This is a genomic window from Halocynthiibacter sp. (genome assembly GCF_049608145.1).
GTDB lineage: Bacteria > Pseudomonadota > Alphaproteobacteria > Rhodobacterales > Rhodobacteraceae > Halocynthiibacter.
Genome location: NZ_JBMYXF010000002.1, coordinates 78,886 through 102,714 on the forward strand (window position 1 = coordinate 78,886; position 23,829 = coordinate 102,714).

The 23,829-nt window shown below is 52.6% G+C and carries 26 protein-coding genes; 19 read left to right on the top strand and 7 right to left on the bottom strand.

Annotated elements, in window-relative coordinates:
- The first annotated feature begins 621 nt into the window (after positions 1 to 621).
- Positions 622 to 1,923, top strand: coding sequence for a DEAD/DEAH box helicase (locus ACPGUT_RS01490; RefSeq protein ID WP_423988536.1), 1,302 nt, complete (start codon positions 622 to 624; stop codon positions 1,921 to 1,923).
- 79 nt (positions 1,924 to 2,002) lie between these two features.
- Here the strand turns inward: ACPGUT_RS01490 and ACPGUT_RS01495 are convergent, their stop codons facing one another.
- Complete coding sequence (locus tag ACPGUT_RS01495; protein WP_423988471.1) at positions 2,003 to 2,896, bottom strand: LysR family transcriptional regulator; 894 nt, start codon at positions 2,894 to 2,896, stop codon at positions 2,003 to 2,005.
- A gap of 104 nt (positions 2,897 to 3,000) precedes the next feature.
- Between ACPGUT_RS01495 and ACPGUT_RS01500 the strand changes: the two genes are divergently transcribed.
- From ACPGUT_RS01500 to ACPGUT_RS01550, 11 genes are all read left to right on the top strand, one after another.
- Positions 3,001 to 3,873 (top strand): phytanoyl-CoA dioxygenase family protein, encoded by an 873-nt coding sequence (locus ACPGUT_RS01500; protein ID WP_423988472.1) that lies wholly within the window; start codon positions 3,001 to 3,003, stop codon positions 3,871 to 3,873.
- Positions 3,870 to 4,484, top strand: a complete 615-nt coding sequence (locus ACPGUT_RS01505) for an HD domain-containing protein (RefSeq protein ID WP_423988473.1) — start codon at positions 3,870 to 3,872, stop codon at positions 4,482 to 4,484. Before ACPGUT_RS01500 ends, ACPGUT_RS01505 begins: the two co-directional genes overlap by 4 nt.
- A gap of 307 nt (positions 4,485 to 4,791) precedes the next feature.
- Positions 4,792 to 6,357: a flagellin gene (locus ACPGUT_RS01510; protein ID WP_423988474.1), complete on the top strand. Its 1,566-nt coding sequence runs from the start codon at positions 4,792 to 4,794 to the stop codon at positions 6,355 to 6,357.
- Positions 6,358 to 6,454: 97 nt separating this feature from the next.
- The gene (gene flaF / locus ACPGUT_RS01515; protein WP_423988475.1) at positions 6,455 to 6,835 is read left to right on the top strand and encodes a flagellar biosynthesis regulator FlaF; all 381 of its coding nucleotides are present in this window, start codon (positions 6,455 to 6,457) and stop codon (positions 6,833 to 6,835) included.
- Positions 6,832 to 7,245 (top strand): flagellar biosynthesis repressor FlbT, encoded by a 414-nt coding sequence (gene flbT, locus ACPGUT_RS01520; protein WP_423988476.1) that lies wholly within the window; start codon positions 6,832 to 6,834, stop codon positions 7,243 to 7,245. Before flaF ends, flbT begins: the two co-directional genes overlap by 4 nt.
- Positions 7,242 to 8,042 (top strand): DUF1217 domain-containing protein, encoded by an 801-nt coding sequence (locus tag ACPGUT_RS01525; RefSeq protein WP_423988477.1) that lies wholly within the window; start codon positions 7,242 to 7,244, stop codon positions 8,040 to 8,042. Before flbT ends, ACPGUT_RS01525 begins: the two co-directional genes overlap by 4 nt.
- A gap of 92 nt (positions 8,043 to 8,134) precedes the next feature.
- Positions 8,135 to 8,989, top strand: coding sequence for a flagellar motor protein MotB (locus ACPGUT_RS01530; protein ID WP_423988478.1), 855 nt, complete (start codon positions 8,135 to 8,137; stop codon positions 8,987 to 8,989).
- Between the two features lie 103 nt (positions 8,990 to 9,092).
- On the top strand, positions 9,093 to 10,409 hold the full coding sequence (locus tag ACPGUT_RS01535) for a flagellar hook protein FlgE (RefSeq protein ID WP_423988479.1): 1,317 nt from the start codon (positions 9,093 to 9,095) through the stop codon (positions 10,407 to 10,409).
- Positions 10,410 to 10,448: 39 nt separating this feature from the next.
- Positions 10,449 to 11,903 carry a flagellar hook-associated protein FlgK gene (flgK, locus tag ACPGUT_RS01540; RefSeq protein ID WP_423988480.1) on the top strand — a complete coding sequence of 485 codons (1,455 nt, stop codon included), beginning with the start codon at positions 10,449 to 10,451 and terminating at the stop codon, positions 11,901 to 11,903.
- Entirely contained in the window at positions 11,904 to 12,911 is a 1,008-nt protein-coding gene (locus ACPGUT_RS01545; protein ID WP_423988481.1) for a flagellin, read from the top strand. It begins immediately after the preceding gene.
- Entirely contained in the window at positions 12,911 to 14,017 is a 1,107-nt protein-coding gene (locus tag ACPGUT_RS01550; protein WP_423988482.1) for a flagellar basal body P-ring protein FlgI, read from the top strand. The genes ACPGUT_RS01545 and ACPGUT_RS01550 overlap by 1 nt, the downstream gene beginning before the upstream one ends.
- A 2-nt stretch (positions 14,018 to 14,019) precedes the next feature.
- Here ACPGUT_RS01550 and ACPGUT_RS01555 read toward each other — a convergent pair whose 3' ends face one another.
- Positions 14,020 to 15,534 carry a malonate--CoA ligase gene (locus ACPGUT_RS01555; protein ID WP_423988483.1) on the bottom strand — a complete coding sequence of 505 codons (1,515 nt, stop codon included), beginning with the start codon at positions 15,532 to 15,534 and terminating at the stop codon, positions 14,020 to 14,022.
- A 159-nt stretch (positions 15,535 to 15,693) separates the two neighbouring features.
- Between ACPGUT_RS01555 and ACPGUT_RS01560 the strand changes: the two genes are divergently transcribed.
- Entirely contained in the window at positions 15,694 to 16,296 is a 603-nt protein-coding gene (locus tag ACPGUT_RS01560; RefSeq protein ID WP_423988484.1) for a LolA family protein, read from the top strand.
- 22 nt (positions 16,297 to 16,318) lie between these two features.
- On the opposite strand, the gene ACPGUT_RS01565 is transcribed toward ACPGUT_RS01560, so the two are convergent.
- Positions 16,319 to 16,897, bottom strand: a complete 579-nt coding sequence (locus tag ACPGUT_RS01565) for a lytic transglycosylase (protein WP_423988485.1) — start codon at positions 16,895 to 16,897, stop codon at positions 16,319 to 16,321.
- Positions 16,898 to 17,099: 202 nt separating this feature from the next.
- Between ACPGUT_RS01565 and hspQ the strand changes: the two genes are divergently transcribed.
- Entirely contained in the window at positions 17,100 to 17,426 is a 327-nt protein-coding gene (gene hspQ, locus ACPGUT_RS01570) for a heat shock protein HspQ (protein WP_423988486.1), read from the top strand.
- Here hspQ and ACPGUT_RS01575 read toward each other — a convergent pair.
- The 4 genes from ACPGUT_RS01575 to ACPGUT_RS01590 all read right to left on the bottom strand — a co-directional run bounded on the left by ACPGUT_RS01575 (position 17,423) and on the right by ACPGUT_RS01590 (position 20,342).
- Positions 17,423 to 17,812 (bottom strand): rhodanese-like domain-containing protein, encoded by a 390-nt coding sequence (locus ACPGUT_RS01575; RefSeq protein ID WP_423988487.1) that lies wholly within the window; start codon positions 17,810 to 17,812, stop codon positions 17,423 to 17,425. The two genes, hspQ and ACPGUT_RS01575, sit on opposite strands and share 4 nt — an antisense overlap.
- Before the next feature lie 9 nt (positions 17,813 to 17,821).
- The gene (locus tag ACPGUT_RS01580; protein ID WP_423988488.1) at positions 17,822 to 19,402 is read right to left on the bottom strand and encodes a gamma-glutamyltransferase family protein; all 1,581 of its coding nucleotides are present in this window, start codon (positions 19,400 to 19,402) and stop codon (positions 17,822 to 17,824) included.
- 96 nt (positions 19,403 to 19,498) lie between these two features.
- Complete coding sequence (locus ACPGUT_RS01585; RefSeq protein ID WP_423988489.1) at positions 19,499 to 20,008, bottom strand: ATP-binding protein; 510 nt, start codon at positions 20,006 to 20,008, stop codon at positions 19,499 to 19,501.
- Positions 19,998 to 20,342, bottom strand: a complete 345-nt coding sequence (locus ACPGUT_RS01590; protein WP_423988490.1) for an STAS domain-containing protein — start codon at positions 20,340 to 20,342, stop codon at positions 19,998 to 20,000. The genes ACPGUT_RS01585 and ACPGUT_RS01590 overlap by 11 nt, the downstream gene beginning before the upstream one ends.
- A gap of 101 nt (positions 20,343 to 20,443) precedes the next feature.
- Here ACPGUT_RS01590 and ACPGUT_RS01595 point away from each other — a divergent pair, with 101 nt between their 5' ends.
- The 5 genes from ACPGUT_RS01595 to ACPGUT_RS01615 all read left to right on the top strand — a co-directional run bounded on the left by ACPGUT_RS01595 (position 20,444) and on the right by ACPGUT_RS01615 (position 23,824).
- A complete protein-coding gene (locus tag ACPGUT_RS01595) occupies positions 20,444 to 21,628 on the top strand; it encodes an acetyl-CoA C-acyltransferase (protein ID WP_423988491.1) in 1,185 nt (394 codons plus the stop codon).
- Positions 21,625 to 22,089: a GAF domain-containing protein gene (locus tag ACPGUT_RS01600; protein ID WP_423988492.1), complete on the top strand. Its 465-nt coding sequence runs from the start codon at positions 21,625 to 21,627 to the stop codon at positions 22,087 to 22,089. Before ACPGUT_RS01595 ends, ACPGUT_RS01600 begins: the two co-directional genes overlap by 4 nt.
- Before the next feature lie 142 nt (positions 22,090 to 22,231).
- Positions 22,232 to 22,804: a helix-turn-helix domain-containing protein gene (locus ACPGUT_RS01605; RefSeq protein ID WP_423988493.1), complete on the top strand. Its 573-nt coding sequence runs from the start codon at positions 22,232 to 22,234 to the stop codon at positions 22,802 to 22,804.
- 10 nt (positions 22,805 to 22,814) lie between these two features.
- Positions 22,815 to 23,441 (top strand): LysE family translocator, encoded by a 627-nt coding sequence (locus ACPGUT_RS01610; protein ID WP_423988494.1) that lies wholly within the window; start codon positions 22,815 to 22,817, stop codon positions 23,439 to 23,441.
- The gene (locus tag ACPGUT_RS01615; protein ID WP_423988495.1) at positions 23,441 to 23,824 is read left to right on the top strand and encodes a GFA family protein; all 384 of its coding nucleotides are present in this window, start codon (positions 23,441 to 23,443) and stop codon (positions 23,822 to 23,824) included. The genes ACPGUT_RS01610 and ACPGUT_RS01615 overlap by 1 nt, the downstream gene beginning before the upstream one ends.
- The last annotated feature ends 5 nt before the right edge of the window (positions 23,825 to 23,829 follow it).

Sequence of the window (23,829 nt, forward strand, 5' to 3'; positions counted from 1 at the left end):
AGCAAAACCACCGCGCGGAGTTTTCCCGGCGGTGTGATTTGATGTTTCAACCTGTTCTGCCTGATTTGTATCGTCTGTAACCTGATCAGATCAGTATTCAGATAAAAGAGGCGGCCGCCCGATGCGGATATATACGGAACCTGCACCGGTTCGGGCGCAGGGTTCAAATCAATCGATTTCTCAAGACCTTTGCAGGCCCCATCATCCGACTATGGTTCCCGGCAAATGTTGCCCGGAAGATCGCGATCAGGGGAAGAATGCCCAGAAACATCTTAACACCAACCAGGACCCGCGCACGGTCACATGCTACGGTCTGAGGATTGACAAAAGGCCACGCAGCCCCCATATGCCCCATGTCCCTGCCCGCTGCCGCGTGAGCAGCCGCCGGTCAACTGGCAGAAGCAGGCACAGAATTCCACGACAGTTCCCAAATCACGCGGGGGTCTGGCAGAGCGCATATCGCGCCGCTGCATCCGCAATCCGCGCGCTTTGTGTATGACACATAGCGCTGGCATTTCCGTTTTGGGGATGCCTGTTTCTTTTGGGCTGCTCTGGCCCGACATATGAAAGGGTCATGCTTTGACCGAAGATAACACACCAAAAGGTCCGCAGTTTGCGGATATGGATTTCACCCCAAAGCTGATGGCTGCAATTTCCGCCGCTGGCTATAAATCACCGACCCCAATTCAGCAAAAAGCCATCCCGCTGATCCTAGAAGGTCATGACATGATTGGTCTGGCGCAAACCGGCACCGGGAAAACCGCTGCTTTTGGTCTGCCTTTGATCAACCGCCTGATGCGCGAACACGGCAAACCGGGCCCCAAGCAGATCAAAGCGCTGATCCTTGCGCCAACCCGCGAACTTGTGAACCAGATCGCTGAGAACATCACCACATACACCCAGGGCACGCCCATTCGCGTTGTGACTGTTGTGGGTGGTGTGTCCATCAACAACCAGATCAAGAAGCTCGACAAAGGTACGCATATCCTTGTTGCGACACCTGGCCGTCTGATCGACCTGATGGATCGCCGCGCCTTGTTCCTTGATAGCGCGACTTATCTTGTTTTGGACGAAGCCGACCAAATGCTGGATATGGGGTTCATCCATTCCCTGCGTAAAATTGCGCCAATGCTGGGCACACCACGTCAGACTTTGCTGTTCTCTGCCACCATGCCGAAAACAATGGAAGAAATTTCCAAGGCCTATTTGACCAACCCAAAACGCGTTCAAGTTGCCCCTCCTGGCAAGGCTGCGGATAAAGTTCGCCAGACCCTGCATTACTGTGCCAAGGAAAACAAAACCGAGCTGCTGAAAGAATATCTGCGCAAAGACCCAGATGGGATTTCACTGGTATTCGCCCGTACGAAACACGGTGCTGAGAAACTGAAGAAAAGCCTTGAGGCAGATGGTTTCAAAGCCGCGTCTATCCACGGCAATAAATCCCAGAACCAGCGCGACAAAGCGATCCGTGATTTCAAATCAGGCGAGATCCGCATTCTGGTCGCAACCGATGTTGCGGCGCGCGGGATCGATATTCCCGGCGTGAGCCACGTTTATAACTATGAGCTGCCAGAAGTTGCCGACAACTATGTGCACCGCATTGGTCGGACCGCACGTGCGGGCCGTGATGGCGATGCGATTGCCTTTTGTGCCGGCACTGAAATCGGCTATCTGCGCGCGATTGAAAAGCTGATGAAGATCGAGATCCCTGTGATCGGCGGCGCACGCCCACAGGAAGAAAAGCCAGAACCCCGCGGTGGCCTGGGCAAGCATAAACCACGTCGCCACGGCGGCGGTGGCGGTGGCCGCAATGGTGGCGGTGGCGGCGGTGGTCGGTCCCAGGGTCAGAAACCTGGCGGCGGCAAACCAGGTGGCACAGGTGGCAAACCACGTCGCCCGCGTCGTCGTAAACCAGCGGCATAAATTTCAAAGCCCCATGATAAAGCCCCGTGATGTTATCGCGGGGCTTTTCATTTCTGGGGGACTGAATACATCTGTAATATCAGACAATTGCAGATGTCAGATAGGTCTTTAGCTTTGCGGCGTGCCGCGGCAAGGCCCCGCCTCCCGGAGATAAAAAGAAGTACCTTTGCACACCAGATATCTGCGGAAAGATCTGGCAATATTCCAACCCCAACGCAGCGACCATCTGATCACTGGCGGGCGCACGGGCCAGCGCAAACCCAAGACCCTGTGCTGCAAGTGACAGAGCAAAAGGCGTTGAATCCACCATTCTGAAATCCATCAGCCGAAGATCCACATCTGGGAATAATGTCAGTAGTTGATGCCAACCAGAACGATGTGCTTCCACCTCAAATAGGCTGAATTTCGTCAGATCTGCCGCCGTTTTCACCTGTGCGATCAGTTCGGGGCGCGCGACCACATGCAGTGTTTCGTTCAGAAATGGTTCCGCCGTATCGGCAAAATCTGTCACGGATCCAAAACCGATTTGCAGATCAGGTTCGCGACCCGGCAGAATGGTTCTGAAATCCGCAAGGCTTTCCCCTGTAATAACATTCACACGAATACCGGGATTTTCGGCCTCAAATGCTACAAGATGTGCGGGCAGCCAGCTCATCGCAAGTAAAGTGACCGCCTGGAGCGTTATCCTCGCCTGACTTTGTCCCCCAAACAGTGCAGCAGCGGTTGTTTCAACAGAGGCCAGGGAATGCTGTACCACCGGCAAAAAGGCGGCCCCGGCAGGCGTCAGCCGGACATCGCGTGCGCCCCGTTCAAACAATTTGCGCCCCAGATGGTCTTCTAGGGCACGGATTTGCTGGCTGACGGCAGGGGCGCTCATGTTCAGGCGTTCTGCCGCGCGGGCAAAGCTTTCATTACGCGCAGCCGCTTCAAAAACGCGCAACCAGTTGAGAGAGGGGATCCGGGTATCAGACATGGTGAAGGCTAAGCTTAGCTTATCCTCAGCCGCAAGAACTATTTCTGGAAAACGGACAGCAATCGGTCCCAGATATCAGGGTCGCATATACAAGGACCCGCTTCATGCCTGAAAATCTTTCCCCGGAACAGCAAACCCACTATGAAAACCACGGATATGTCTGCAATGTTCCTGTGTTTTGCGCAGATGAGGTGGCGCATCTGCGCGACAAGATCGAAACGCTGGAAGCCCAGCATCACGCCGGGGCCAATGGCCAATCGCTGAACCAATATTTCCGCGTCAATGGTCACGTTGTCATTCCCCTGCTGGCGGAACTGGCCCGCACCCCCGCTATCCTGGACGCGGTTGAAACCATCCTTGGGGAAAATCTGTTGGTGTGGTCGGTTGAGTTGTTCATCAAAGAAGCAAACACTGAAAAAACCGTATCCTGGCATCAGGACATCACATATTGGGGCATGGGGGAAACCAACGACGAAGTCACCGCTTGGGTCGCCTTAAGTGACGTCACCGAACAAGCCGGGTGTATGCGTTTCATTCCGGGAAGCCATAAAAACGGCATTGTCAGCCATGAAGACACCCAGGATGAGAACAACCTTTTGTCGCGCGGTCAGCAAATTGCGGGGATTGATGAAAACAACGCGGTTGCCGGCCCTTTAAAACCGGGTGAGATGTCTTTGCATCATGGGCGGTGTTTCCATGCATCTGGCCCCAATCGGTCTGATGATCGGCGTATCGGCCTTGCAATTCGTTATGTCACGCCTGAAGTCCGGGATGGACTGCCAGGGCGCGATTACGCCATGTTGGTACGCGGCGCAGATGCGGCCCGGGGATGGGTTAACATTGCGGGCCCCCGCGGCCTGTTCACCCCGGCAGATCTGTCGCTTTATGACAAGATCCTGACAGATCAACAGGCCACTCTGACAGCAGGTGCCCAGCACGACGTATCACTTTATGCAGGAAAGGAAGCCAGCGCATGACGCAAGCGGATCAGGACTACAAAGTCTCATTCACCCAGATGAAAGACGGCACAAAAGAAGAATATCTGAAACTGGCGGAACTTGAGAAACCCTATCATGCTTTAACTGCGAATCGCGTGATGGATGAAATGCGTCGCCAGGGTGAAGTTTCGCTTGAAGGCTATCCAATCACCCGTCTTCAGCATGGGTTACAATCCGCCACCCGTGCCGAAGCAGATGGCGTTGATATCGACTGGGTTGTCGCCGCGCTTTTGCATGATATCGGGGATGGTCTTGCACCTCAGAACCACGACCGGTTTTCCGCCGAAGTGATCCGCCCTTTTGTCCGCTGGGAAGTCTCCTGGTGCATCGAACATCACGGGATTTTCCAGATGCTCTATTATGCCAGACATTATAACTGGGATGAAAACGCACGGGATGAATTCAAAGACCACCCTTGTTTTCAGACCTGCGCCACATTCTGTGAACGCTGGGACCAAAGCGCCTTTGACCCGGATTATCCGATGAAGCCGCTGGAATATTTTGAACCCATGGTGCGCGAAGTTTTTGCGCGCAAGGCCTATGATCCGGCGGTCATTCAGGACGGTGTTTCCATTGGATTGGCGTTCTAGGAGGGTTTCCAACATAAAACCGAAGATCAACAGGCCCGGCGTAAAACCCGGGTCTGTCTTGTTTTAAAGACATATTTTGCACATCCGACGGGATATCCAAATGATTTTGATAAAACTTTCCGTAAGTTCCCGCGCCTAGATCACACAGCTTAGGAATGTCTTAGCACTTCATGCCCAATTTATCCCTACCTCAGAAGGGGCGATCTGTGTTGGCGCACAGGTTCGGTCAAAATGACATCAATGCCGTCACTTGGGGCGGGTTATATAGCTCGGTGCAAAAGCGCCGATTGGAGTAAGGAACAGCATTATGTCAAGTATTCTCACAAATACCAGCGCCATGGTCGCGCTGCAGACACTGAATTCTATCAACGACAACCTGAATAAAACACAATCGGAAATCTCTACCGGTAAGTCCATCGAATCCGCGAAAGATAACGCCGCAATCTGGGCGATTTCTAAAACGATGGAGTCAGACGTGGCAGGGTTTAACGCAATTTCCGACAGTCTCGCCCTTGGCGAAAGTACAATCACCGTGGCCCGATCCGCGACCGAAACCGTGACCGATCTTCTGACCCAGATCAAAGGTAAAGTCGTCGCCGCGCAGGAACAAAACGTCGACCGCGAAAAAATCCAAACCGATATTGAAGCGCTGACCGGCCAGGTCACATCTATTGTTGAAGCGGCTCAGTTCAACGGGCTGAACCTGTTGAAGGGAACAGAAGATGTGAACATCCTGTCGTCTCTTGATCGACAGGGCAACGGCGTTGTGAACGCCAGCAACATCACAGTGAACCGTCAAGATCTCAGCACATCTGCCGGGACCAATGGTGTAGGATCTGGTGGTACAGATCTGTCAGGTCAGATTCTGGATGCAGCGGCTGGCGGAACCTATGGTGGCGCAACCCTTTCGGCAACCGGAAGCACCTCAATTGTGGAACTTGCCGGCGACTGGGATGACGGCGATGCGTCTTCTATCACTGTGGCCGGACAAACAGTTAGCTTTGCCTCCTCAGTGGATGATACAACCGCAGCAGACATCCGCGACGGATTGCTGTCGGGTCTTCAGGCCCTAGACCTGGATGGCCTAACCTTTACCGCAACTGGTACAGCCCAAATCACGATGGTGTCGACACGTTCATTCGAAAGCGTTGATATCGCAGTCGACGACGCAGGCATTGTCGGAACCGGTACAGGGAACAGTTACGTTCACACAGAGAACGGGGTCGCAACGGGTGTAACCACAACTGAAGCCAGCACAATTGACCAACGCGCCGAAGAGGTCTTTTTCAGCACAGCAGCTGCGCCTCAGGAAGGAAACAGCTATCAGGCTTCGGTCGGCGGCACTGCCTATTTCTATACCGCTGGTAAAGGCGAAAACTTTTCGGATGTTGCACGCGGCCTGAAAACAGCTATCGACAGTGCGAATATTGATGGGATTTCCACCCAGGTGTCCATCGATTCCACTACGGGCCAGGCAAGCCTCAAAATTGACAACAGCGGCACGGATAAAACCCTCGCCACGGCTGCCGGTGATGGGGGAACGGCTTCTGGCGGCTTATTTGGCCTAGACAATATTGATGTCAGATCAAATGAATCCGCGAATGCAGCTTTGGCAAATATCGAAACGTTGATCAACACATCCATTGACTCGGCGGCGGCACTTGGTTCTGCTCAGGGCCGGATTGAAACTCAATCCAGTTTCATTAGTAAACTGACCGACTCCCTGAAATCCGGGATCGGGACCATGGTAGATGCCAATATGGAAGAGGCATCTACCAGACTGCAGGCCCTTCAGGTTCAACAACAGCTTGGCGTGCAATCCCTGTCGATTGCCAACCAGGCGCCACAGTCCATTCTGTCCCTGTTCCGTTAATCGGCATGAACACGAAGGGGCCCCTCCCCGGGCCCCTTCATCTGTAGTCACGGAAAAATCCGTGCATTGAATGTTGCTGTCATTGGAAGGAAATGACGTGAACGCATATCACATGGCCAAAACGGCTTACTCCGGCTCAAATGCTTCCACAATCCGCACCCCAAGTGCGAATGAATACGAAGCTTTCGCGGACGTCACACGCAAGTTAATGTTCGCGGCCGCACGCGATCCACAGAACATCCCCGAAATCGCACACGCTATTCACGACAACCGGCAGCTCTGGTCACGACTGGCTTCTGCTGTGGTCGCCGATGACAATGCACTGCCCGTGGATCTGCGCGCCCGGATTTTCAGCCTGGCCGAGTTTACAACGCAGCACAGCAGCAAAGTATTGCGTGGTGATGCCAGCCTGACAGCTCTTATTGATATAAACACCGCAATTATGCGCGGCCTGCGGGCCCAGGATGGTCAGAAATGAGTGGCCTTGTCCTTAAACTTGCCCCGCGCGAACGCGTACTGATCAATGGCGCTGTGATAGAAAATGGGGATCGCAGATCAAAGCTGTCAATCATCACACCCAATGCAAATATTCTGCGCCTTCGGGATGCTATTCACCCCGAGGACGCTAAGACTCCTGTGAAACGTGTCTGCTATATTCTACAGTTGATCCTGTCAGGTGACGCAGAAAAAGACGAAGCAAAACTGCAGTTAATCCGTGGGATTGAACAGCTTAGTCAGGTATTCACCGACGATGACAGTCGCCGGCAGCTCACCCATGCGACGGACGCGATCGTATCAGATCAGTTTTATCAGGGGTTAAAATCCTTGCGCACATTGCTGCCCCGGGAAGACCGGTTGCTGGCCAATCATGCCGCGAAATTTCAATGACCTTCCAACCTGTCCTTCCCTTTTCCGGATATCCCGGCTGGACCTTCCTGTCCCGAACCCTGGAACAGCAACAGGCAAGCTTTGAACAGGGATCTCAGATAACGCGGCAGGTGAAGAATTTCACTGAAAATATCGCCTCGATACAAACAGCCGAGCAACTGGTGAATGACCGCCAGCTGCTTGAGGTGGCCCTTGGTGCGTTTGGTCTGGAAGAGGACATCAACAGCAAAGCTTTCATTCAGCAAATTCTGGAAAGCGACACATTGGATACTTCCAGCCTCGCCAACAGGCTTGCTGACAAACGTTATCTTGATTTCGCACAAGCGTTTGGCTTTGGTGATTTTGATATCCCACGCACACAACTATCCGATTTCCCCACAGAAATTACATCTTCCTTCATGGACAACAAATTTGAAATCGCAGTGGGAGATCAGGACAGCAGCATGCGGCTGGCTCTTGGCATTGAACGCGATCTTGAACAATTAGCTTCGCGCAGTATTTCAGACACCGCCAAATGGTATTCCATGATGGGAAGCGCCCCAATGCGGCAAGTATTTGATACGGCTTTTGGCATGCCCTCTAGTTTCGCGGCACTTGATCTGGACAAACAGCTGGACATTTTTCGGGACCGTGCCTCCCGGGATTTCGGAACCGATACCATTGAACAGTTCGCTGACCCTGAGCTTCGGGAAAAGTTGATCCGAAACTTCCTGATCCGCAGCGAAGCGCAAAATTTCAGTGCCCAGGCCTCTTCAGGACAGACCGCTCTGACCTTACTCCAGTCAACAATTCGGTAAACACCGTCGAACTTTACCCTCAATTTTAACTGTTAATCACCACTTCATCCGAAGCTGCTACACCTTATCTTGGGTAAAAGTGAGGTGGTAAGATGAGTACGGATGGGTTGGCCCCCGTAATTATCAAAAAAGTCAAAAAGGGGGGCGGAGACGGCCACCATGGGGGGGCCTGGAAGGTTGCCTATGCTGACTTTGTTACGGCGATGATGGCGTTTTTCATGCTGATGTGGCTTTTAAATGCGACCACTGAAAAACAACGCAAAGGTATCGCAGATTATTTCAGTCCTACAATACCTGTTCACCGCGTCTCAGGTGGGGGGGATGGAATAGGTGGTGGCGATTCCGTTTTCACAGAAGAAACACTGGCGCAAAATGGCACCGGTGGATCCATCGCGGCGCCGTCATCCGAAGACGCCGCTGCCGGTGCCACTGTTGGTGATGCCCAGGGCGCTGCGGTTGAAGAAGGTGCCGTTGAGGAAGAAGAAATTCAACGTCTTCTGGAGGAACTTTCCGGCAATGGCGGTGAAAGCCTTGCCATGGATAACCCCTTGAAACACGTATTGACCAAGGTAACTGACGAAGGACTAATCGTCGAAATTTTTGACACGCCAGGTGAACCTCTGTTTCAGGGGAACAGCGCTGTGCCAACTGATGTTCTCATTGAAATTGCTGCGATAATGCAACGTGTCTTTGCATTGGTTGAAAACAACCTCGCAATCAACGGCCATATCCGAGCGCATCCGGTGGTGCTGGCGAACAGCCCCGTCTGGGAACTGTCATCTGCACGCGCATCTTCTATGCGTGAATTGATGGAAGATACGGGTTTCGCGCCGGAACGCACCCAGAGAGTTTCGGGTTTCGCCGACAGAAAACTAATCGCCCTTGATCCTATGTCACCGCGAAATAACCGACTGGAACTCATTCTTTTGCGGTCGAACCAGCAATAGTACACAGATAAATCACTCATTTTTGTCGCTGTTAGCCGCTTGTTAAGCTGCGGTCATTATAGATGGATCAAACACAGGGATTGATGCAGCAGAAAGGCGCACCATGACTATATCTTCATCTCTCAACGCAGGCGTGGCCGGGTTATTCGCCAATGCCACGAAACTTGCGACGATTTCAGACAATATCGCGAACTCCAACACCTTTGGGTACAAGCGTGCCATGGCGGATTTTGATTCCTTTGTAATTACACAAAGTTCTTCATCCGGCACATATTCCGCGGGCGGCGTGCGCGCAAGCACCACCCGGTTGGTTGAAGAGCGAGGCCCGATTGTTTCAACATCCAATGCCATGGACATCGCCATTGCCGGACGGGGAATGTTGCCTGTGACAACCACCACATCCGTGGGTGCCACTTCCGGCGATCAGCCCCTGATGATGACAACCACCGGATCATTTCACACTGATGCCGATGGCATTCTACGCACAAAATCCGGTTTGGTTCTTTTGGGGGTTCCCGCAAATGCTGACGGATCAATAGACACATTCCCGCGAGACACTTCCGCCGGGTTGGAGCCGGTAAGAATCAACTCGAATCAGACGGCGGGGGATCCAACAACCCAGATGAATCTCGGGGTAAATCTTCCTGCAACTGAGACCGAGGTTGGAATGCCCGGAACTGCGCTCCCTTTATCGGTCGAATATTTCGGCAATTTGGGGACGTCTGAAACCCTGGACATTACCTTCACCCCGACCATTCCAACACCGCCCACAACGGGCTTTTCCAACACTTGGACCATGGAAATCACCGATTCCGCGCAAGCAGGGGCAAGCATCGGGAATTACACCATCTCATTTGATGACAGCCAGGCAAACGGCGGCACCCTGTCTTCAGTTACCGTGAATTCCGGCGGTGCATATAACCCCGCAACCGGTGCACTGGCCCTGACCGTTGACGGCGGTCCATTGACTGTCACGATCGGTCAACTGGGGGATACAAATGGTCTGACCCAACTGTCTGATAGCTTTGCGCCAACGTCGATTACCAAAGACGGCTCCCCAGTGGGGAACCTGACATCTGTGGAAATTGACGAAAATGGTTTTATCAATGCAACGTATGACACCGGCTTTATCCGACGTCTTTATCAGGTTCCGCTGGTTGATGTACCTAGTCCGAACAATCTGATCGCAATGAACAATCAGGCTTACCAGGTTTCCCCAAACAGTGGCTCTTTTTTCCTGTGGGACGCGGGTGATGGCCCCACTGGCGCAGTTTCTGGATATGCTCGGGAAGGTTCAACCACCGATGTCGCGGGCGAACTGACCGCCCTGATCCAGACCCAGCGCGCATATTCTTCCAACGCAAAAGTAATCCAAACTGTGGATGAGATGTTGCAGGAGACAACCAACATCAAACGATAAACCACAGATCCCGGACCAGAAAGGTAACCAGGATTCCCCATGAGCATCACCGGTTCAATCGCCAATGCCCTATCCGGCCTAAACGCCACATCCCGGCGGGCCGAGATCGTTTCGTCCAACATCGCCAATGCAAACACCGAAGGATACGGCGTTCGGCAGCTGGATGTTTCTGCCGCGACGGTCGCAGGTGGCGGTGCCGGTGTTCGCATCGACGGAGTTACCCGGCTGATTGACAATGGCGTCATTCAGGACAGGCGTCTTGCAGACGCAAGTCTGGGTGAAAGCACTAAACGATCCTCTTTTTTCGCCAGTGTGGAAAATGCGATCGGATCCCCTGAAGAAGCGGGTTCACTTTCTGGACGTATCGCTGATTTGGAAGCCGCATTGATTTCCGCTGCAAGTCGGCCAGATTCCGAACCCCGACTGAACGACGTGCTGAACGAAGCCCAAGGTATCACACAGCATCTGAAATCAGCTTCTGATCAGGTTCAGACATTACGTGAAGAAGCGGATCACGGGATTGCGCGTGATGTAAAACAGCTTAATGAAGGGCTCCAAAATATTCGAGACATCAACATCTCGATTGCAGCAACGCAGGCACGCGGTCTTGATGCGGCGGCGCTTCAGGATCAGCGGCAAAGGCTTATCGATGGATTATCATCGATTGTGCCCATTCGCCAAGTTCCCCGTGATAATGGCACGGTGGCACTGTTTACGACAGCTGGCACTGTTCTTTTGGATGGAAAAGCCACCGAATTTGGCTTCCAAGAAACCAGTACCATCACTCCGGACATGACAACCACTGGTCTGTTGTCTGGGTTAACTGTGAATGGCATCCCTGCGGATACAAGTTCCGGACACAGTCTATTGCGTGGCGGGTCCCTCATTGCAAATTTCGAAGTCCGGGATGAATTGGCGATCGAAGCACAATCACAACTGGATGCTGTTGCACGAAATCTGGTCGAACGTTTTCAGTCGCCATCAACAGACCCAACGTTGAGTCCAGGGGATGCAGGAATTTTTACAGATTCCGGAACAGCTTTTTCTGCTGCAGATGAACTCGGCTTATCCGCACGATTACAGATCAACCCACTGGCCGATCCTCAGAACGGCGGTGAAATCAGACGATTACGTGATGGCCTTGGTGCGATCGTTCCCGGAAATGTTGGCAACGCCTCGCAACTGCAACGCTTGGCCTCTGCACTTCAGGCACCAGAAGTCATGGCTTCCGGATCATTTTCTTCCGGAGCTCGGGGAATGACGACGCTTGTGTCCGATTTACTGTCAGAATTTGGGACCTCCCGCCAAGCTGCAGAAGCGGATGTTACTTATGCCAACGTTCAGTTCGAAACCTTTAAGAACATGGAACTACAGGCCGGTGTCGATACCGACCGAGAAATGCAGGAACTGCTTTTGGTAGAACAGGCCTATGCCGCCAACGCCCGGGTTCTTCAGACGGCTGATGAACTGATTCAAATGCTGATTGGATTATAAATGCCTAACTTTTTATCGGTCGGGGATCTGTCACAAAGTTTTCTGATGAACCGCTATAACTCAAGCCTTAAAACAAAGATGAACCAGTTGTCACTGGAACTTACCAGCGGTCAAGTTCAGGATGTCGCCGGACGCCTAAGGGGCGATTTTTCACCAGTCGCCAGCATCGACAGGTCGCTGACAGCGCTAAATGCGTATAAAACGGCCAATTCCGAAGCCGCTTTGCTGGCAACAACCATGCAGAACGCCCTAGAAACGGTGCAGAGCTATGTATCAGATGCGGCACCGGATTTAATCATGGCAAGTGATTCCGGTCACATCCATATGATTACCCCAGCAGCGGCAGACGCACATCAAAAGTTCGAAGCCGTGTTGTCGGCCTTAAACACCCAGGTCGCGGGGCGCAGTCTGTTTTCAGGAACTGCAACCGATAGGATCGCCATGGCGGACCCAGACATCATCCTTGATGCGCTAAATGTCGCGATCGCAGCCGAAACCACAGCCGCTGGCATCCAGTCTGTTGTCGACACGTGGTTTGCCCCAGGCGGCGGATTCGACACGGTTGCCTATGACGGTGCGGTTAACGACGTTGCGCCTTTGGACATCGGGCCAAACGAAACAACTGACCTTGCCGTCCGGGCCGATCACAACGCAATTCGCGAAAGCCTGAAAGGCCTTGCCACGGCATCTTTGGTTCACCAGGGGGCCCTGTCCAGCAATCTGACAGAACAAGCTGCGCTTATTTCATATTCCGGACAAACCCTGCTTTCAGCAGAAAATGCCGTTTTGAATATTCGCACCGGGATTGGCGTTTCCGAGGCCCAAATCGAACAGGCGTCGGTGCGCAATAATACTGAAACCAACGTGTTGGAAATTTCGCGCGCCGGTCTTCTGGAAGTCGATCCGTACAGCACAGCAACAGAGCTTCAGGCGGCACAAACACAACTGGAAACCCTGTATACCCTAACATCCCGGCTATCGCGCCTGTCACTTGCGGATTACATCTAATGTTTAGGTTTTTTCTTCAGACTTTTATTTTTGCCCTGCTCTGCCTAAGCACCGCGCAGGCAACCCCTATCCGCCTGAAAGATCTGGTGGAATTTGATGGTGTCCGGGAAAATGATCTGGTGGGCTATGGGCTTGTCGTTGGATTAAATGGCACCGGAGATGGCATACGAAATGCACCATTCACCGAAGAAATCATGTCCAATATTCTTGAACGCTTGGGCGTGAACGTAACTGGTGAACAGTTTCGCCCCAAAAATGTTGCTGCTGTTTTTGTCACCGCAACCCTGCCGCCTTTTGCACGTGCGGGCAGTCAGATTGATATTACGGTTTCCGCCATTGGGGATGCGAAAAGCCTGCTGGGGGGTACACTTGTTATGACCCCGCTGAACGCCGCCGACGGGGAAATATACGCCGTGGCGCAGGGCACGATTATTGCAGGTGGTTTCAGCGCGGAAGGCGATGGCGGTAGTGTAACCCAGGGTGTTCCAACCGCCGGATCCATTCCGTCGGGGGCGCGGGTTGAACGTGAAATCGACTTTCAACTGGCGTCTTTGTCCACAATACGTCTTGCTCTGCGATCCCCGGATTTCACGACGGCCACCCGTATCGAAACTGCTATCAACCAAGAATTTGGGCGGGCCGTTTCAGTGATGCTGGATGCGGGCACAGTCCAGATTGATATCGCATCTACCCGCATGGCATCCCCTGCACATGCGTTGGGACGGATTGAAAATATTCTTGTCACGCCGGAAAGGCGGGCACGGGTGATCGTTGATCAGCGATCCGGCACGATTGTCATGGGGGAAGATGTTCGCATTTCCCGCGTCGCTGTCGCGCAAGGCAATCTAACGTTACGCATCCAAGAAAATCCTTTGGTTGTTCAGCCCAACCCTTTTTCGCCAGGAGAAGTCGTTGTGGTGCCCCAGACCACCGCCGGGATCGAAGAGGAGGAAGGAACAGGGCTTGCCGAATTGAATGAAGGGACATCTTTATCCGAAGTCATCGCAGGGCTAAACGCCCTGGGCGTTTCACCCAGGGATATGATCGACATCCTAAAAAGCATCAAAGCAGCAGGTGCATTGCATGCCGAATTTATTGTCCGGTAATGTCACTGCATAAACAGGTTTTTATATTCATCCCGTAGCGCATTCTTTTGCACTTTCCCCATCGTATTGCGCGGCAAGGCATCGATAACCACATATTTTCGCGGGTGTTTAAATTTGGCCAGTTTTGCCGTTACGGCCTCTTTCAACTGTTCTAGATCGACCACATCATCTGAAGTGCGGGCGATAACGGCGACAACCGTTTCACCAAAATCAGGGTGCGGCACGCCAACCACGGCAGTTTCTAAAACGCCGGGCTGATCATCCAAAACCTGTTCCACTTCTTTCGGATAGATGTTGAAGCCACCGGAAATGATCAAATCTTTACCGCGCCCAACAATCTGAATGTAACCGTCTTCATCTTTCTGAACGAGATCACCCGTGATGAAAAAACCGTTTTCACGTAGCTCTTCACGGGTTTTTTCAGGCATATTCCAATACCCGTTAAAAACATTGTCGCCGCGCACTTCCAGCACACCGATTTCACCGTCTGGCAACAGCTCCCCTGTTTCGGGCGCAGTGATCCGTGTTTCGACGCCAGGCAAAGGAAAGCCCACAGTGCCCGCACGCCTTTCACCATCATATGGGTTTGACGTGCTCATGTTTGTTTCAGTCATTCCGTAGCGTTCCAGAATGCGATGCCCGGTGCGATCTTCAAACTGGCGATGTGTTTCTGCCAGTAATGGGGCGGAACCGGAGATAAACAAGCGCATGTTTTTCGTAAGATCTGCCGTAAAACGTGGATCATCCAACAGGCGCGTGTAAAAGGTCGGCACGCCCATCATCGACGTTGCCTGTGGCAGGAATGAACACATCGCATCCAGATTAAATTTGGGCAGAAAGACCATAGATCCACCGGCAGCCAACGTCACAAATGTTGCAACAAACAGCCCATGGGTATGATAGATCGGCAGGGCATGCATCAACACATCCCGATCCTCAAACTGCCAGAGTTCTTTCAAAACCCTTGCATTTGATGTCAGGTTTCGATGGCTCAGCATTGCGCCTTTAGACCGCCCGGTTGTACCTGACGTGTATAGCAACGCCGCCAGATCATCATCGTTCCGAGCAACAACAGGTGCATCGGCGCGCTGTAACGATGCTTGGGCAGGCAGGGAACCAGATCCATCTTCGTTCAACGTCATCAACTGCGCATTACACGCCTGAGCGATTGGCATTAGTCCTTTTTGGCAGGTCGTATCACATACCAAGACACGTGCGCCGCTGTCTTCTACAAAATAGGATACTTCAGCCGGAGTGTAGGCGGTGTTCAACGGTAAAAACACCACGCCCGCCTGAATGCACCCCAAATACAGAGCAAGCGTTTCCGGGGATTTCCCAACCTGCGCGGCCAGCCTATCACCGGGTTCAAGACCCAGTTCAGTTACAAGATTTGCGTATCGTGCAACCCGCCCGAAAAATGTGGAATAGCGGATGGTTTCGCCATCCTGCAAATACAAAAACACATTCTCAGATTTCCGCCAAGGGCGCATAAGGGTATCGAAAATCAGGTTTGCCATCTGCTTATCTCTTTTATTGTTCCCGCTTTTCTTCGCAGATCGGGCATGTCAGGTAAATACTCTCTCATCCGCCGTTTCAGATTGCCCGCGTCAGCAACACCTTGCCGATATATAAAGCAAAGGGATGTATACGAGGCGTTCAATACTTATACTTAAACTATGAAAAAGAGTTTCCTCCTTGCCCCCACCCTGCTGCTGGCGATGGCTTTTCCCGCTGCGGCAGATATTATTTCCCTGAACGACCTGTCGGGTTATCTGAACGATTTGCGGACAGCCAAAGCCGAGTTTACGCAGATCAACAGTGACGGATCCCGGTCAAACGGTACATTTTATATACGACGCCCAGGCCGGGCCCGTTTTGAATATAACTCGCCAGAAGAAACACTGGTGATGGCTGGTGGTGGTCAGGTTGCGATTTTTGATGGAAAATCCAACACAGGCCCTGAACAATACCCGCTGCGCCGCACGCCTTTGTCGGTTATTCTTGCCCGCCGGGTAAATTTGAACAATGCGAATATGGTGACAGGCCATCGTGAAGACGGCGGCAATACGATTGTCACTGCGCGTGATCCTGAACATGCCGAATACGGAAATATTCAGCTGGTCTTCTCTGACAATCCGATAAAATTGCGTCAGTGGATTATTACAGATCAAAGCAACAATCGCACTGTCGTCAATCTGGATGATCTGTCGCCTCAGCGAAACCTGTCATCCCTGTTGTTTTCCATACCACATGAGGTGAACAGGCGTAACGGCGATTAAGCCGGCGCCTGCACCACTGATTTTATAAACAACCTCTGAGCTGGCGCCGATATGTATTGGCGCGGCTCTGCACCCGGGCAGCAACCTGAACAAGCCAGGATTTCGCCCGATAACTGCCGCGGGAATAGCCTCCACGGCCTTCGTGATATGCCAGATACTGATTGCGGGCGTCAGACAGAGGGATATTCAACTGATCCCGGGTTGCTGTCATATACCAACCAATAAAATCAGTCGCATCATCGATATCGTTTCGCTTGGCACCTCGGCTGTTGGTTTCCCGGCGGTATTCATCCCAGGTCGCATCCAACGCCTGACTGTATCCATATGCGGAACTCTGGCGTCCCATAGGGATCACGCCCAGCGCATATCGCAAAGGTGTGCGCGCGTTCGCAATAAACTTACTTTCTTGATAGATAGTCGCCATCTGCACATGCACCGGAACGCCCCAACGTCTTTCCGTACGTTTCATGGCACGTTCAAATGATGGGCGCTGATCAAGGATACTGCACGCATTATCAAGATTTCGAGGAGCCGAGTTATTACTACTGCCACAGGCGGCAACAAAACCAAGCAAGATCAGGGCGCGAAGGCTTTTTTTCATTGGTTACTGCTCATTTATTATTGTTTGGCCCAGCATAACCCATTTTTGTCCTGGCGAAAATGACGGATATCCGTTTTCTCTGCCCAGGCCGGGTTTTCCGGATAAACCACTGCTTTTTTCGCGAAATTCCGCCCAAAACCCAACAGAGATCGTAGACTTATGGCATAGTGAGTTATAAGTTTCTGCGCTCGGGAGTATGATTATGTTAAAAGCGCATGCAAAATTTCAACTGGGCCAGGTGGTGCATCATCGTACCCATCCTTTCCGTGGTGTGGTTTTTGATATCGATCCGAAATTTTCGAACACTGACGCATGGTATGAAGCCATACCCGCAGACAGCCGCCCCGCTAAAGATCAGCCATATTACCATCTTCTCGCTGAGAATGATGAAAGCTATTATATTGCTTACGTTTCCGAACAAAATCTTATTCAGGATACATCGGGGCAACCTATTGGCCACCCCGATTTAGCAGATATTTTCGGTGAGCTCGAAAATGGTATTTATACCGTTGATTTTGCCTTAAATTAGTCAGGTTTCACGACAGCATTTCCCGCAGCGACCCAAGCCTTAAAGCCGCCTTCCAATTCCGCGACATTATCCAGCCCCATATCCTGCAGCGTTTTCGTACTTAAGGCCGAACGCCAGGCCGAGGCACAGAACAGGATTAACCTTCGACCATCTGAAAGCTCGGCCTTGTGATATGGGCTGTCCGGAGCAACCCAGAATTCCAACATCCCCCTGGGCGCGTGAAAGGCGTTATTGATGCGCCCCTCACGCTGTAATTCGCGAATATCCCGGATATCTACAAGCAAAGCCGACCCTGAATCGACCTCGCGCATAGCATCTTCGATCGATAGCGTTGTGATTTCAGCCCGGGCCGTTTCAAGCAATTTCTGAATAGGCGTTACAGTCATGTTCATCCCTTAATATCCTATTGCACACCCATCTTTGCGCGCATCCGATGCACCTTCCAACACGCCGGTTTCGTGATTGATCCGAATGGCCTGACCGCCGCCAAGCGGCCCGTCAGGCACCACCACTTTGTGACCAAGATCCATCAATTCAGCGCGCGTTTTATCGGAATATCCTCTCTCGACCTTCAGAATGCCTTCGTCTGCAAAACTGCGTGGCGCATCCAGTGCGGCCTGAGGATCAAGATCAAAATCTTCCATATTCGAGACAAACCGTGAATGCCCATTCGGTTGATACGCCCCCCCCATAACACCAAATGGCATAATGACCTTATTCGCCTTTTTCAGCATACCCGGAATAATCGTGTGCATCGGTCGTTTGCCGCCTGCGGCTTCATTCGGATGTCCTTTTTCAAGGGTAAATCCTGCACCCCGGTTCTGGAAAATTATCCCAAATTCATCAGAACTTACACCAGCGCCAAAACCGTGGAAAATTGAGTAGATCAGCGAAACTGACATCAGATCTTTGTCCACAACAGTCAGATACACCGTGTCTTTATGAACTTGTTCCGAAACCACCATGGTCTTTTGGATGACTTTGCTGGGGTCAATCAACGCCGCCAGTTTCTGGGCCGTTTCTGGCGAAAGCATGTGTTCGAGACGAGTCGTACAATCCGGATCCGCTATGAAACGATTGCGGGCATCATATGCAAGTTTACAGGCCTCTGCTTCGATATGGGTTCGCGTTGCCCCCCATGGGTCCATTGCAGCAATGTCAAAATGCGCAAGAATATTGTTCATTAATATAGCTGTCGCACCCTGACCGTTTGGTGGATGTTCAACGAGTTCGACAGATTTATATTGCCCCGAAACCGGGATGGTATAATCGCATTGCGTGGCTGCAAAATCATCCAATGTGTGCGTTCCGCCCATCGCTTGCAACGACGCAACCATGTCTTCGGCAAGTTCACCTTCATAAAATGCAGCACGTCCATCCATTGCGATACGACGTAAAGCTTTTGCTTGCTTTGGAGATCGGAACATCTGCCCTGCCACAGGGGCTGCACCGTTCAACAGAAAATCGGAGCGCGCCGTTCCCTTCAGATCATTTGTTAACGTTGCCCAGTCAAACGCAGTACGCGGCGCGACAGGTACACCTGTTTCGGCATAGTGTATTGCGGGCGACAGGCAGGCTTTCATGCCCAACCGCCCCCAATCTTTGGACAACTGACAAAATGCGTCAATCGCACCCGGTATCGTAATGGCCTCGACCCCGCGAATGGGGATATTCTGCATCCCCTTTTCACGCAACTCAGCCGCATTCAAGCCGGCCGGCGCGCGCCCCGAACCATTTAATGCGACGATATCCTGGCCTTCACCAGGGTGGAGCAAAATAAAACAATCCCCCCCAATACCCGTCATTTGGGGTTCGCAGATCCCCAACAAGATCCCAGCAGCAATTGCGGCATCTACCGCATTTCCGCCGGCTTCCAGCATTTGCACGGCAACCTTGGCCGCCAATGGATGGGATGTGGCGCACATTCCATTTGTTGCATAAACTGCAGATCGCCCAGGCAATTGAAAATCACGCATATTATCTCTCCCTAAGAGAAACATGCGCAAAGCGTCCATAAAGAGCAAGAGATCTTACGTCAGAACCAAGCGATCTGTGTTCTTCCGATGGTCTGGTTAACTGGTCAGAATTGCACGATCGACATTCAACAGGAAAGTCAGGCGATTTCTGTCACCATCCCGTTCATACCCCAGTTCCTGAGCAAGTTCGCGTATAAGCGCCCAGCCAAAGCCCCCTTCCGGCAATTCTTCGCGGGTGCAATTAAGGTCATGTTCTTTTCCCATAGGCGGATTGCCATCCGGCATAGGTAGCCCATCATCAATTACCGTACAGAACAAGCCGCGGTCGGTACCGGAAATATGCAGTTCAATCACACCGGACCGGTCCCCCGCATAGGCGTGTTCAACGATATTGTTCATCACTTCCGCCAGAACCAGTTCGACGGTTCCGCAGTCATCCTGACTCATGTTCAGATGACCTAGACCATTGAGAATGCTTTCAAGTGCCCGGCGCACAGCCAAAGGTTCGCTTTGGAAAAACAGCCTCAATTCAGCATGATTATGTCTGGTTTGATCCGTCTCAGTCTCACGTCTGACGGGAACACTGATTTGACGATCACGATGCATTTGTCCGCGCGTCCCCGCCTGTTGCGTTACTGGTGCGAATATCAAAAACCGAATCCATTCGTGTCAGGCGGAAAACCTTTGCCACCGTCGGTGTAAGATCCAGAAGACTCAGCGTTTTGCCTTTTGGCAATTGCTTCATCGATGCGACAACTGCGCCCAGGCCTGAACTGTCAATGAATTCCACCCTGGCAAGGTCCAGTTCAATTTTATCTGGCCCAAATTCCGTCAATTTTCGCATTTTATCTTTAAAATCAATAGCCCCGGCGGCATCAATCCGATTTCCGGAAGCTGTGATAATCAGTGTGTCGCCATTGGTTTCGGTCTGCAGTTCCATAATCCGCTCCGCATAAGGGTCGTTACGTCCAGGCTAGACGACATTCGTTACCATCCGGTATGTAAAACCCATCAAATTGAAACCAACCCGGAGAAAAACCAATGAGCCAGAAGAACGTTGTGATCGCAGGGGCTGCACGCACCCCAATGGGTGGGTTTCAGGGGGATTTCGCGGACAGCCAAGCGGCGGTTCTTGGAGGGGCTGCAATTGCCGGCGCCATGAACGATGCCGGTGCAAAAGCTGAACAAATTGAAGAGCTTCTCATGGGGTGTGTCCTGCCTGCAGGTCAGGGTCAAGCCCCCGCGCGTCAGGCTGGATTTATGGCAGGCCTTGGCGAGGCAGTCCCTGCCAGCACGCTGAACAAGATGTGCGGATCCGGCATGAAAACCGCCATGTCTGCCTTTGATCAGATCATGGGTGGCAGCGCGGATATTATGATCGCAGGTGGCATGGAGAGCATGACAAACGCGCCATATCTGTTGCCCAAAATGCGGGGCGGCGCCAGAATCGGTCATCAGAATGTGCAAGATTCGATGTTCTTGGACGGTCTCGAAGATGCCTATGACAAAGGCCGCCTGATGGGCACATTTGCCGAAGATTGCGCCGAAAAATACCAGTTTACCCGCGAAGCCCAAGATGAATACGCGTTGAAATCTCTGTCGAATGCGCTGGAAGCTGAAAAAACCGGTGCGTTCGAAGGGGAAATCGTACCTGTGACGCTGAAAACCCGCAAAGGCGACGTGGAGATCAACACGGATGAGCAACCTTCAAAAGCCCGCCCTGAGAAAATTCCACAGCTGAAGCCTGCGTTCAAAAAGGACGGCACTGTCACACCTGCGAATGCGTCTTCCATTTCGGATGGGGCCGCCGCTTTGGTTATGGCATCCGAGGATGCCGCGCAAAATGCAGGCCTGAAAATCCGTGCCCGTGTTCTGGGGCACGCAAGCCACGCGCAGGCCCCTGCCTGGTTCTCAACCGCGCCTGTTCCTGCGGCGCAAAAGCTGTTGAAAAAATTGGACTGGTCCGTGGATGACGTGGATCTCTGGGAAGTGAACGAAGCCTTTGCCGTTGTTCCCATGGCGTTCATGCATGAAATGGGCATCACGCGCGACAAGGTCAACGTGAACGGCGGTGCCTGTGCCCTTGGTCATCCGATTGGTGCATCCGGCACGCGTATTATCGTGACCCTGATCAACGCTCTGGAAAAACGTGGGTTGAAACGCGGAGTTGCTGCGATATGTATCGGTGGCGGCGAAGGGACCGCGATTGCGATAGAGCTTCCATGACACATGTGAATTACAAAGAACTGGCGGCGGTTGTCGCCAGTCTGACCGAAGGCGAAACAGATGCGGTGGCCCTGATGGCGACCGTGGCCTGTGAGGTGCATCATTCTGATGACCGCTTTGACTGGACCGGATTTTACCGGAATGTCGGCAATGACACCCTGAAAATCGGCCCTTATCAGGGTGGCCATGGCTGCCTTGTCATTCCATTTACACGTGGCGTTTGCGGGGCGGCGGCGAAGACCGGCGAGGTGCAGCTTGTGCCCGATGTCGAAGCCTTCCCAGGCCATATCGCCTGTGCAAGTTCCACCCGGTCGGAGCTGGTTTTACCTGTTTATAATGGGGACGGGATGCTGCTGGGGGTGTTTGATCTGGATAGCAATCAGCCCAATGCCTTTACCCAAGAAGATGCCGATGCGTTGACATCTATACTGTCCGCCTGCTTTGCGCGGGCGGTGGTTTGAGTATTTTGGGCAAGATGAAGCCATAGAAACACGGCTGTATCGCTGCAGCGCGGCGCAAAAAATCTCTTGCGCCGACTCTCTTTTTCCAGCATTCGTGAAAAAAGCCATGAAATTTTCATGACATTCTTCACGAGGGATACCTGTGCGCCACGAAAACCCGAACACAAGTAAAAGCCTTGGAGCAGATTTACGCACGTTGCGAAAATCGCGTGGGCTGACGCTGCAAGCTCTTGCTGATACACTGGGGAAATCTGTGGGTTGGCTTAGCCAGGTGGAACGCGACAAATCTGAACCATCCGTTTCTGACTTGCGTGAAATCGGGGCGGCCCTTGATGTGCCGATCTCGATGCTGTTTGGCCAAAGCCCGGCCCCCGCTGATGAACAGGGATATATCGTTCGCAAAGGCGCGCGACGCCCGATTGGGTCCCGTGTTGCGGGTCTTGTGGAAGAACTGCTGTCACCCGATCTGACCGATGACTTTGAAATGGTGCATTCAGTATTTGAGCCACATTCCGAAATCACCGAGGTCGTCACCCGTCCGACGCAAGAAGTTGGCTATGTGATTTCTGGCAAGCTGGATCTGTGGATTGGCGGGCGGTATTTCACCATTCACCCGGGCGATAGTTTCCGCATTCGGGGCGAACCACACCGCTGGATGAACCCCCATGATGAACCCTGTGTTGCAATTTGGGTGATCGCACCGCCGGTTTACTGAGGATCCCAGCATGAGCTTTGAAGCTTGGACCATATTCGCGCTGTTCTGGGTCGTTTTCGTAACGACACCCGGGCCCAACGCTGTGAATTGCATCACCAATGGCATGGCCCTCGGATTTACGCGCGCCCTGCCCGGAGTGTTGGCGATCCTGACCCAAGCAACCTTGTTTCTGCTGTTGTCCGCCTTTGGTGTCACGGCCCTGATCGAGGCGTCCCCCACGGTGTTCTTCATCGCGAAAATCATTGGCGCGGGTTTTCTGATTTACCTTGGCATCCGCGGCTGGTTATCCGCAAGAACACCTGTGAAGGCACAGGAACGCCCAGCGAAACACATCTATCTACATGCGCTGGCCATCGCCGTGATCAACCCGAAAAGCGTGGCAGGATATTTGGCGGCGTTTTCACAATTCATCCAGCCCGGCGTTCCCGTTTGGGACCAGATGATCGTCATCATGCCCACGGCACTGACATTGACCGCCCTGTCATATCTCGGCTTCACAGCCCTTGGCGCAGGCATTGGTCGCGCGGCCTTGAAAGCGGTGTTCAACATTTGGATCCGCCGCACCATGGCGATCTGTTTCATCATCTACGGCATGCTTCTGGGCTTTAGCAACATTCCACAACCGGAGGCATCGTAATGAACAAAGGATCCTGCCAATGCGGCGCTGTCACCTATAAAACTGCGGCTGAGTTGCGCCCAGTTGTGGGATGTCACTGCACGCAATGCCGCAAGACATCCGGCCATTTTTGGGCGGCAACACAGGTCGCAACAGATGCGTTGAACATCACCAATGACGCTGGCCTGAAATGGTTTCGTGCATCCGATACGGCACGGCGCGGGTTTTGTCAGGACTGCGGATCAAGCCTGTTCTGGCAAATGGACAGCGAGCCTTTCACATCCATCGGCGCGGGCACCCTTGATGGGGTAACCGGGCTGACAACCGCAAAGCACATCTTTGTCAAAGACAAGGGTGATTACTACGACATCTGCTGCCACGCGCAGCAAATTGATACATACTAAAAGGA

Coding starts and splice junctions, on each gene's coding strand:
- ACPGUT_RS01555 (WP_423988483.1), bottom strand. CDS start 15,534: ATGGCAAACCTGATTTTCGATACCCTTATGCGCCCTTGGCGGAAATCT.
- ACPGUT_RS01560 (WP_423988484.1), top strand. CDS start 15,694: ATGAAAAAGAGTTTCCTCCTTGCCCCCACCCTGCTGCTGGCGATGGCT.
- ACPGUT_RS01525 (WP_423988477.1), top strand. CDS start 7,242: ATGACCTTCCAACCTGTCCTTCCCTTTTCCGGATATCCCGGCTGGACC.
- ACPGUT_RS01500 (WP_423988472.1), top strand. CDS start 3,001: ATGCCTGAAAATCTTTCCCCGGAACAGCAAACCCACTATGAAAACCAC.
- ACPGUT_RS01565 (WP_423988485.1), bottom strand. CDS start 16,897: ATGAAAAAAAGCCTTCGCGCCCTGATCTTGCTTGGTTTTGTTGCCGCC.
- flbT (WP_423988476.1), top strand. CDS start 6,832: ATGAGTGGCCTTGTCCTTAAACTTGCCCCGCGCGAACGCGTACTGATC.
- ACPGUT_RS01580 (WP_423988488.1), bottom strand. CDS start 19,402: ATGCGTGATTTTCAATTGCCTGGGCGATCTGCAGTTTATGCAACAAAT.
- ACPGUT_RS01575 (WP_423988487.1), bottom strand. CDS start 17,812: ATGACTGTAACGCCTATTCAGAAATTGCTTGAAACGGCCCGGGCTGAA.
- ACPGUT_RS01610 (WP_423988494.1), top strand. CDS start 22,815: ATGAGCTTTGAAGCTTGGACCATATTCGCGCTGTTCTGGGTCGTTTTC.
- ACPGUT_RS01590 (WP_423988490.1), bottom strand. CDS start 20,342: ATGGAACTGCAGACCGAAACCAATGGCGACACACTGATTATCACAGCT.
- ACPGUT_RS01600 (WP_423988492.1), top strand. CDS start 21,625: ATGACACATGTGAATTACAAAGAACTGGCGGCGGTTGTCGCCAGTCTG.
- ACPGUT_RS01490 (WP_423988536.1), top strand. CDS start 622: ATGGATTTCACCCCAAAGCTGATGGCTGCAATTTCCGCCGCTGGCTAT.
- ACPGUT_RS01615 (WP_423988495.1), top strand. CDS start 23,441: ATGAACAAAGGATCCTGCCAATGCGGCGCTGTCACCTATAAAACTGCG.
- ACPGUT_RS01550 (WP_423988482.1), top strand. CDS start 12,911: ATGTTTAGGTTTTTTCTTCAGACTTTTATTTTTGCCCTGCTCTGCCTA.
- flgK (WP_423988480.1), top strand. CDS start 10,449: ATGAGCATCACCGGTTCAATCGCCAATGCCCTATCCGGCCTAAACGCC.
- ACPGUT_RS01510 (WP_423988474.1), top strand. CDS start 4,792: ATGTCAAGTATTCTCACAAATACCAGCGCCATGGTCGCGCTGCAGACA.
- hspQ (WP_423988486.1), top strand. CDS start 17,100: ATGTTAAAAGCGCATGCAAAATTTCAACTGGGCCAGGTGGTGCATCAT.
- ACPGUT_RS01495 (WP_423988471.1), bottom strand. CDS start 2,896: ATGTCTGATACCCGGATCCCCTCTCTCAACTGGTTGCGCGTTTTTGAA.
- ACPGUT_RS01585 (WP_423988489.1), bottom strand. CDS start 20,008: ATGCATCGTGATCGTCAAATCAGTGTTCCCGTCAGACGTGAGACTGAG.
- ACPGUT_RS01530 (WP_423988478.1), top strand. CDS start 8,135: ATGAGTACGGATGGGTTGGCCCCCGTAATTATCAAAAAAGTCAAAAAG.
- ACPGUT_RS01545 (WP_423988481.1), top strand. CDS start 11,904: ATGCCTAACTTTTTATCGGTCGGGGATCTGTCACAAAGTTTTCTGATG.
- ACPGUT_RS01535 (WP_423988479.1), top strand. CDS start 9,093: ATGACTATATCTTCATCTCTCAACGCAGGCGTGGCCGGGTTATTCGCC.
- ACPGUT_RS01505 (WP_423988473.1), top strand. CDS start 3,870: ATGACGCAAGCGGATCAGGACTACAAAGTCTCATTCACCCAGATGAAA.
- ACPGUT_RS01595 (WP_423988491.1), top strand. CDS start 20,444: ATGAGCCAGAAGAACGTTGTGATCGCAGGGGCTGCACGCACCCCAATG.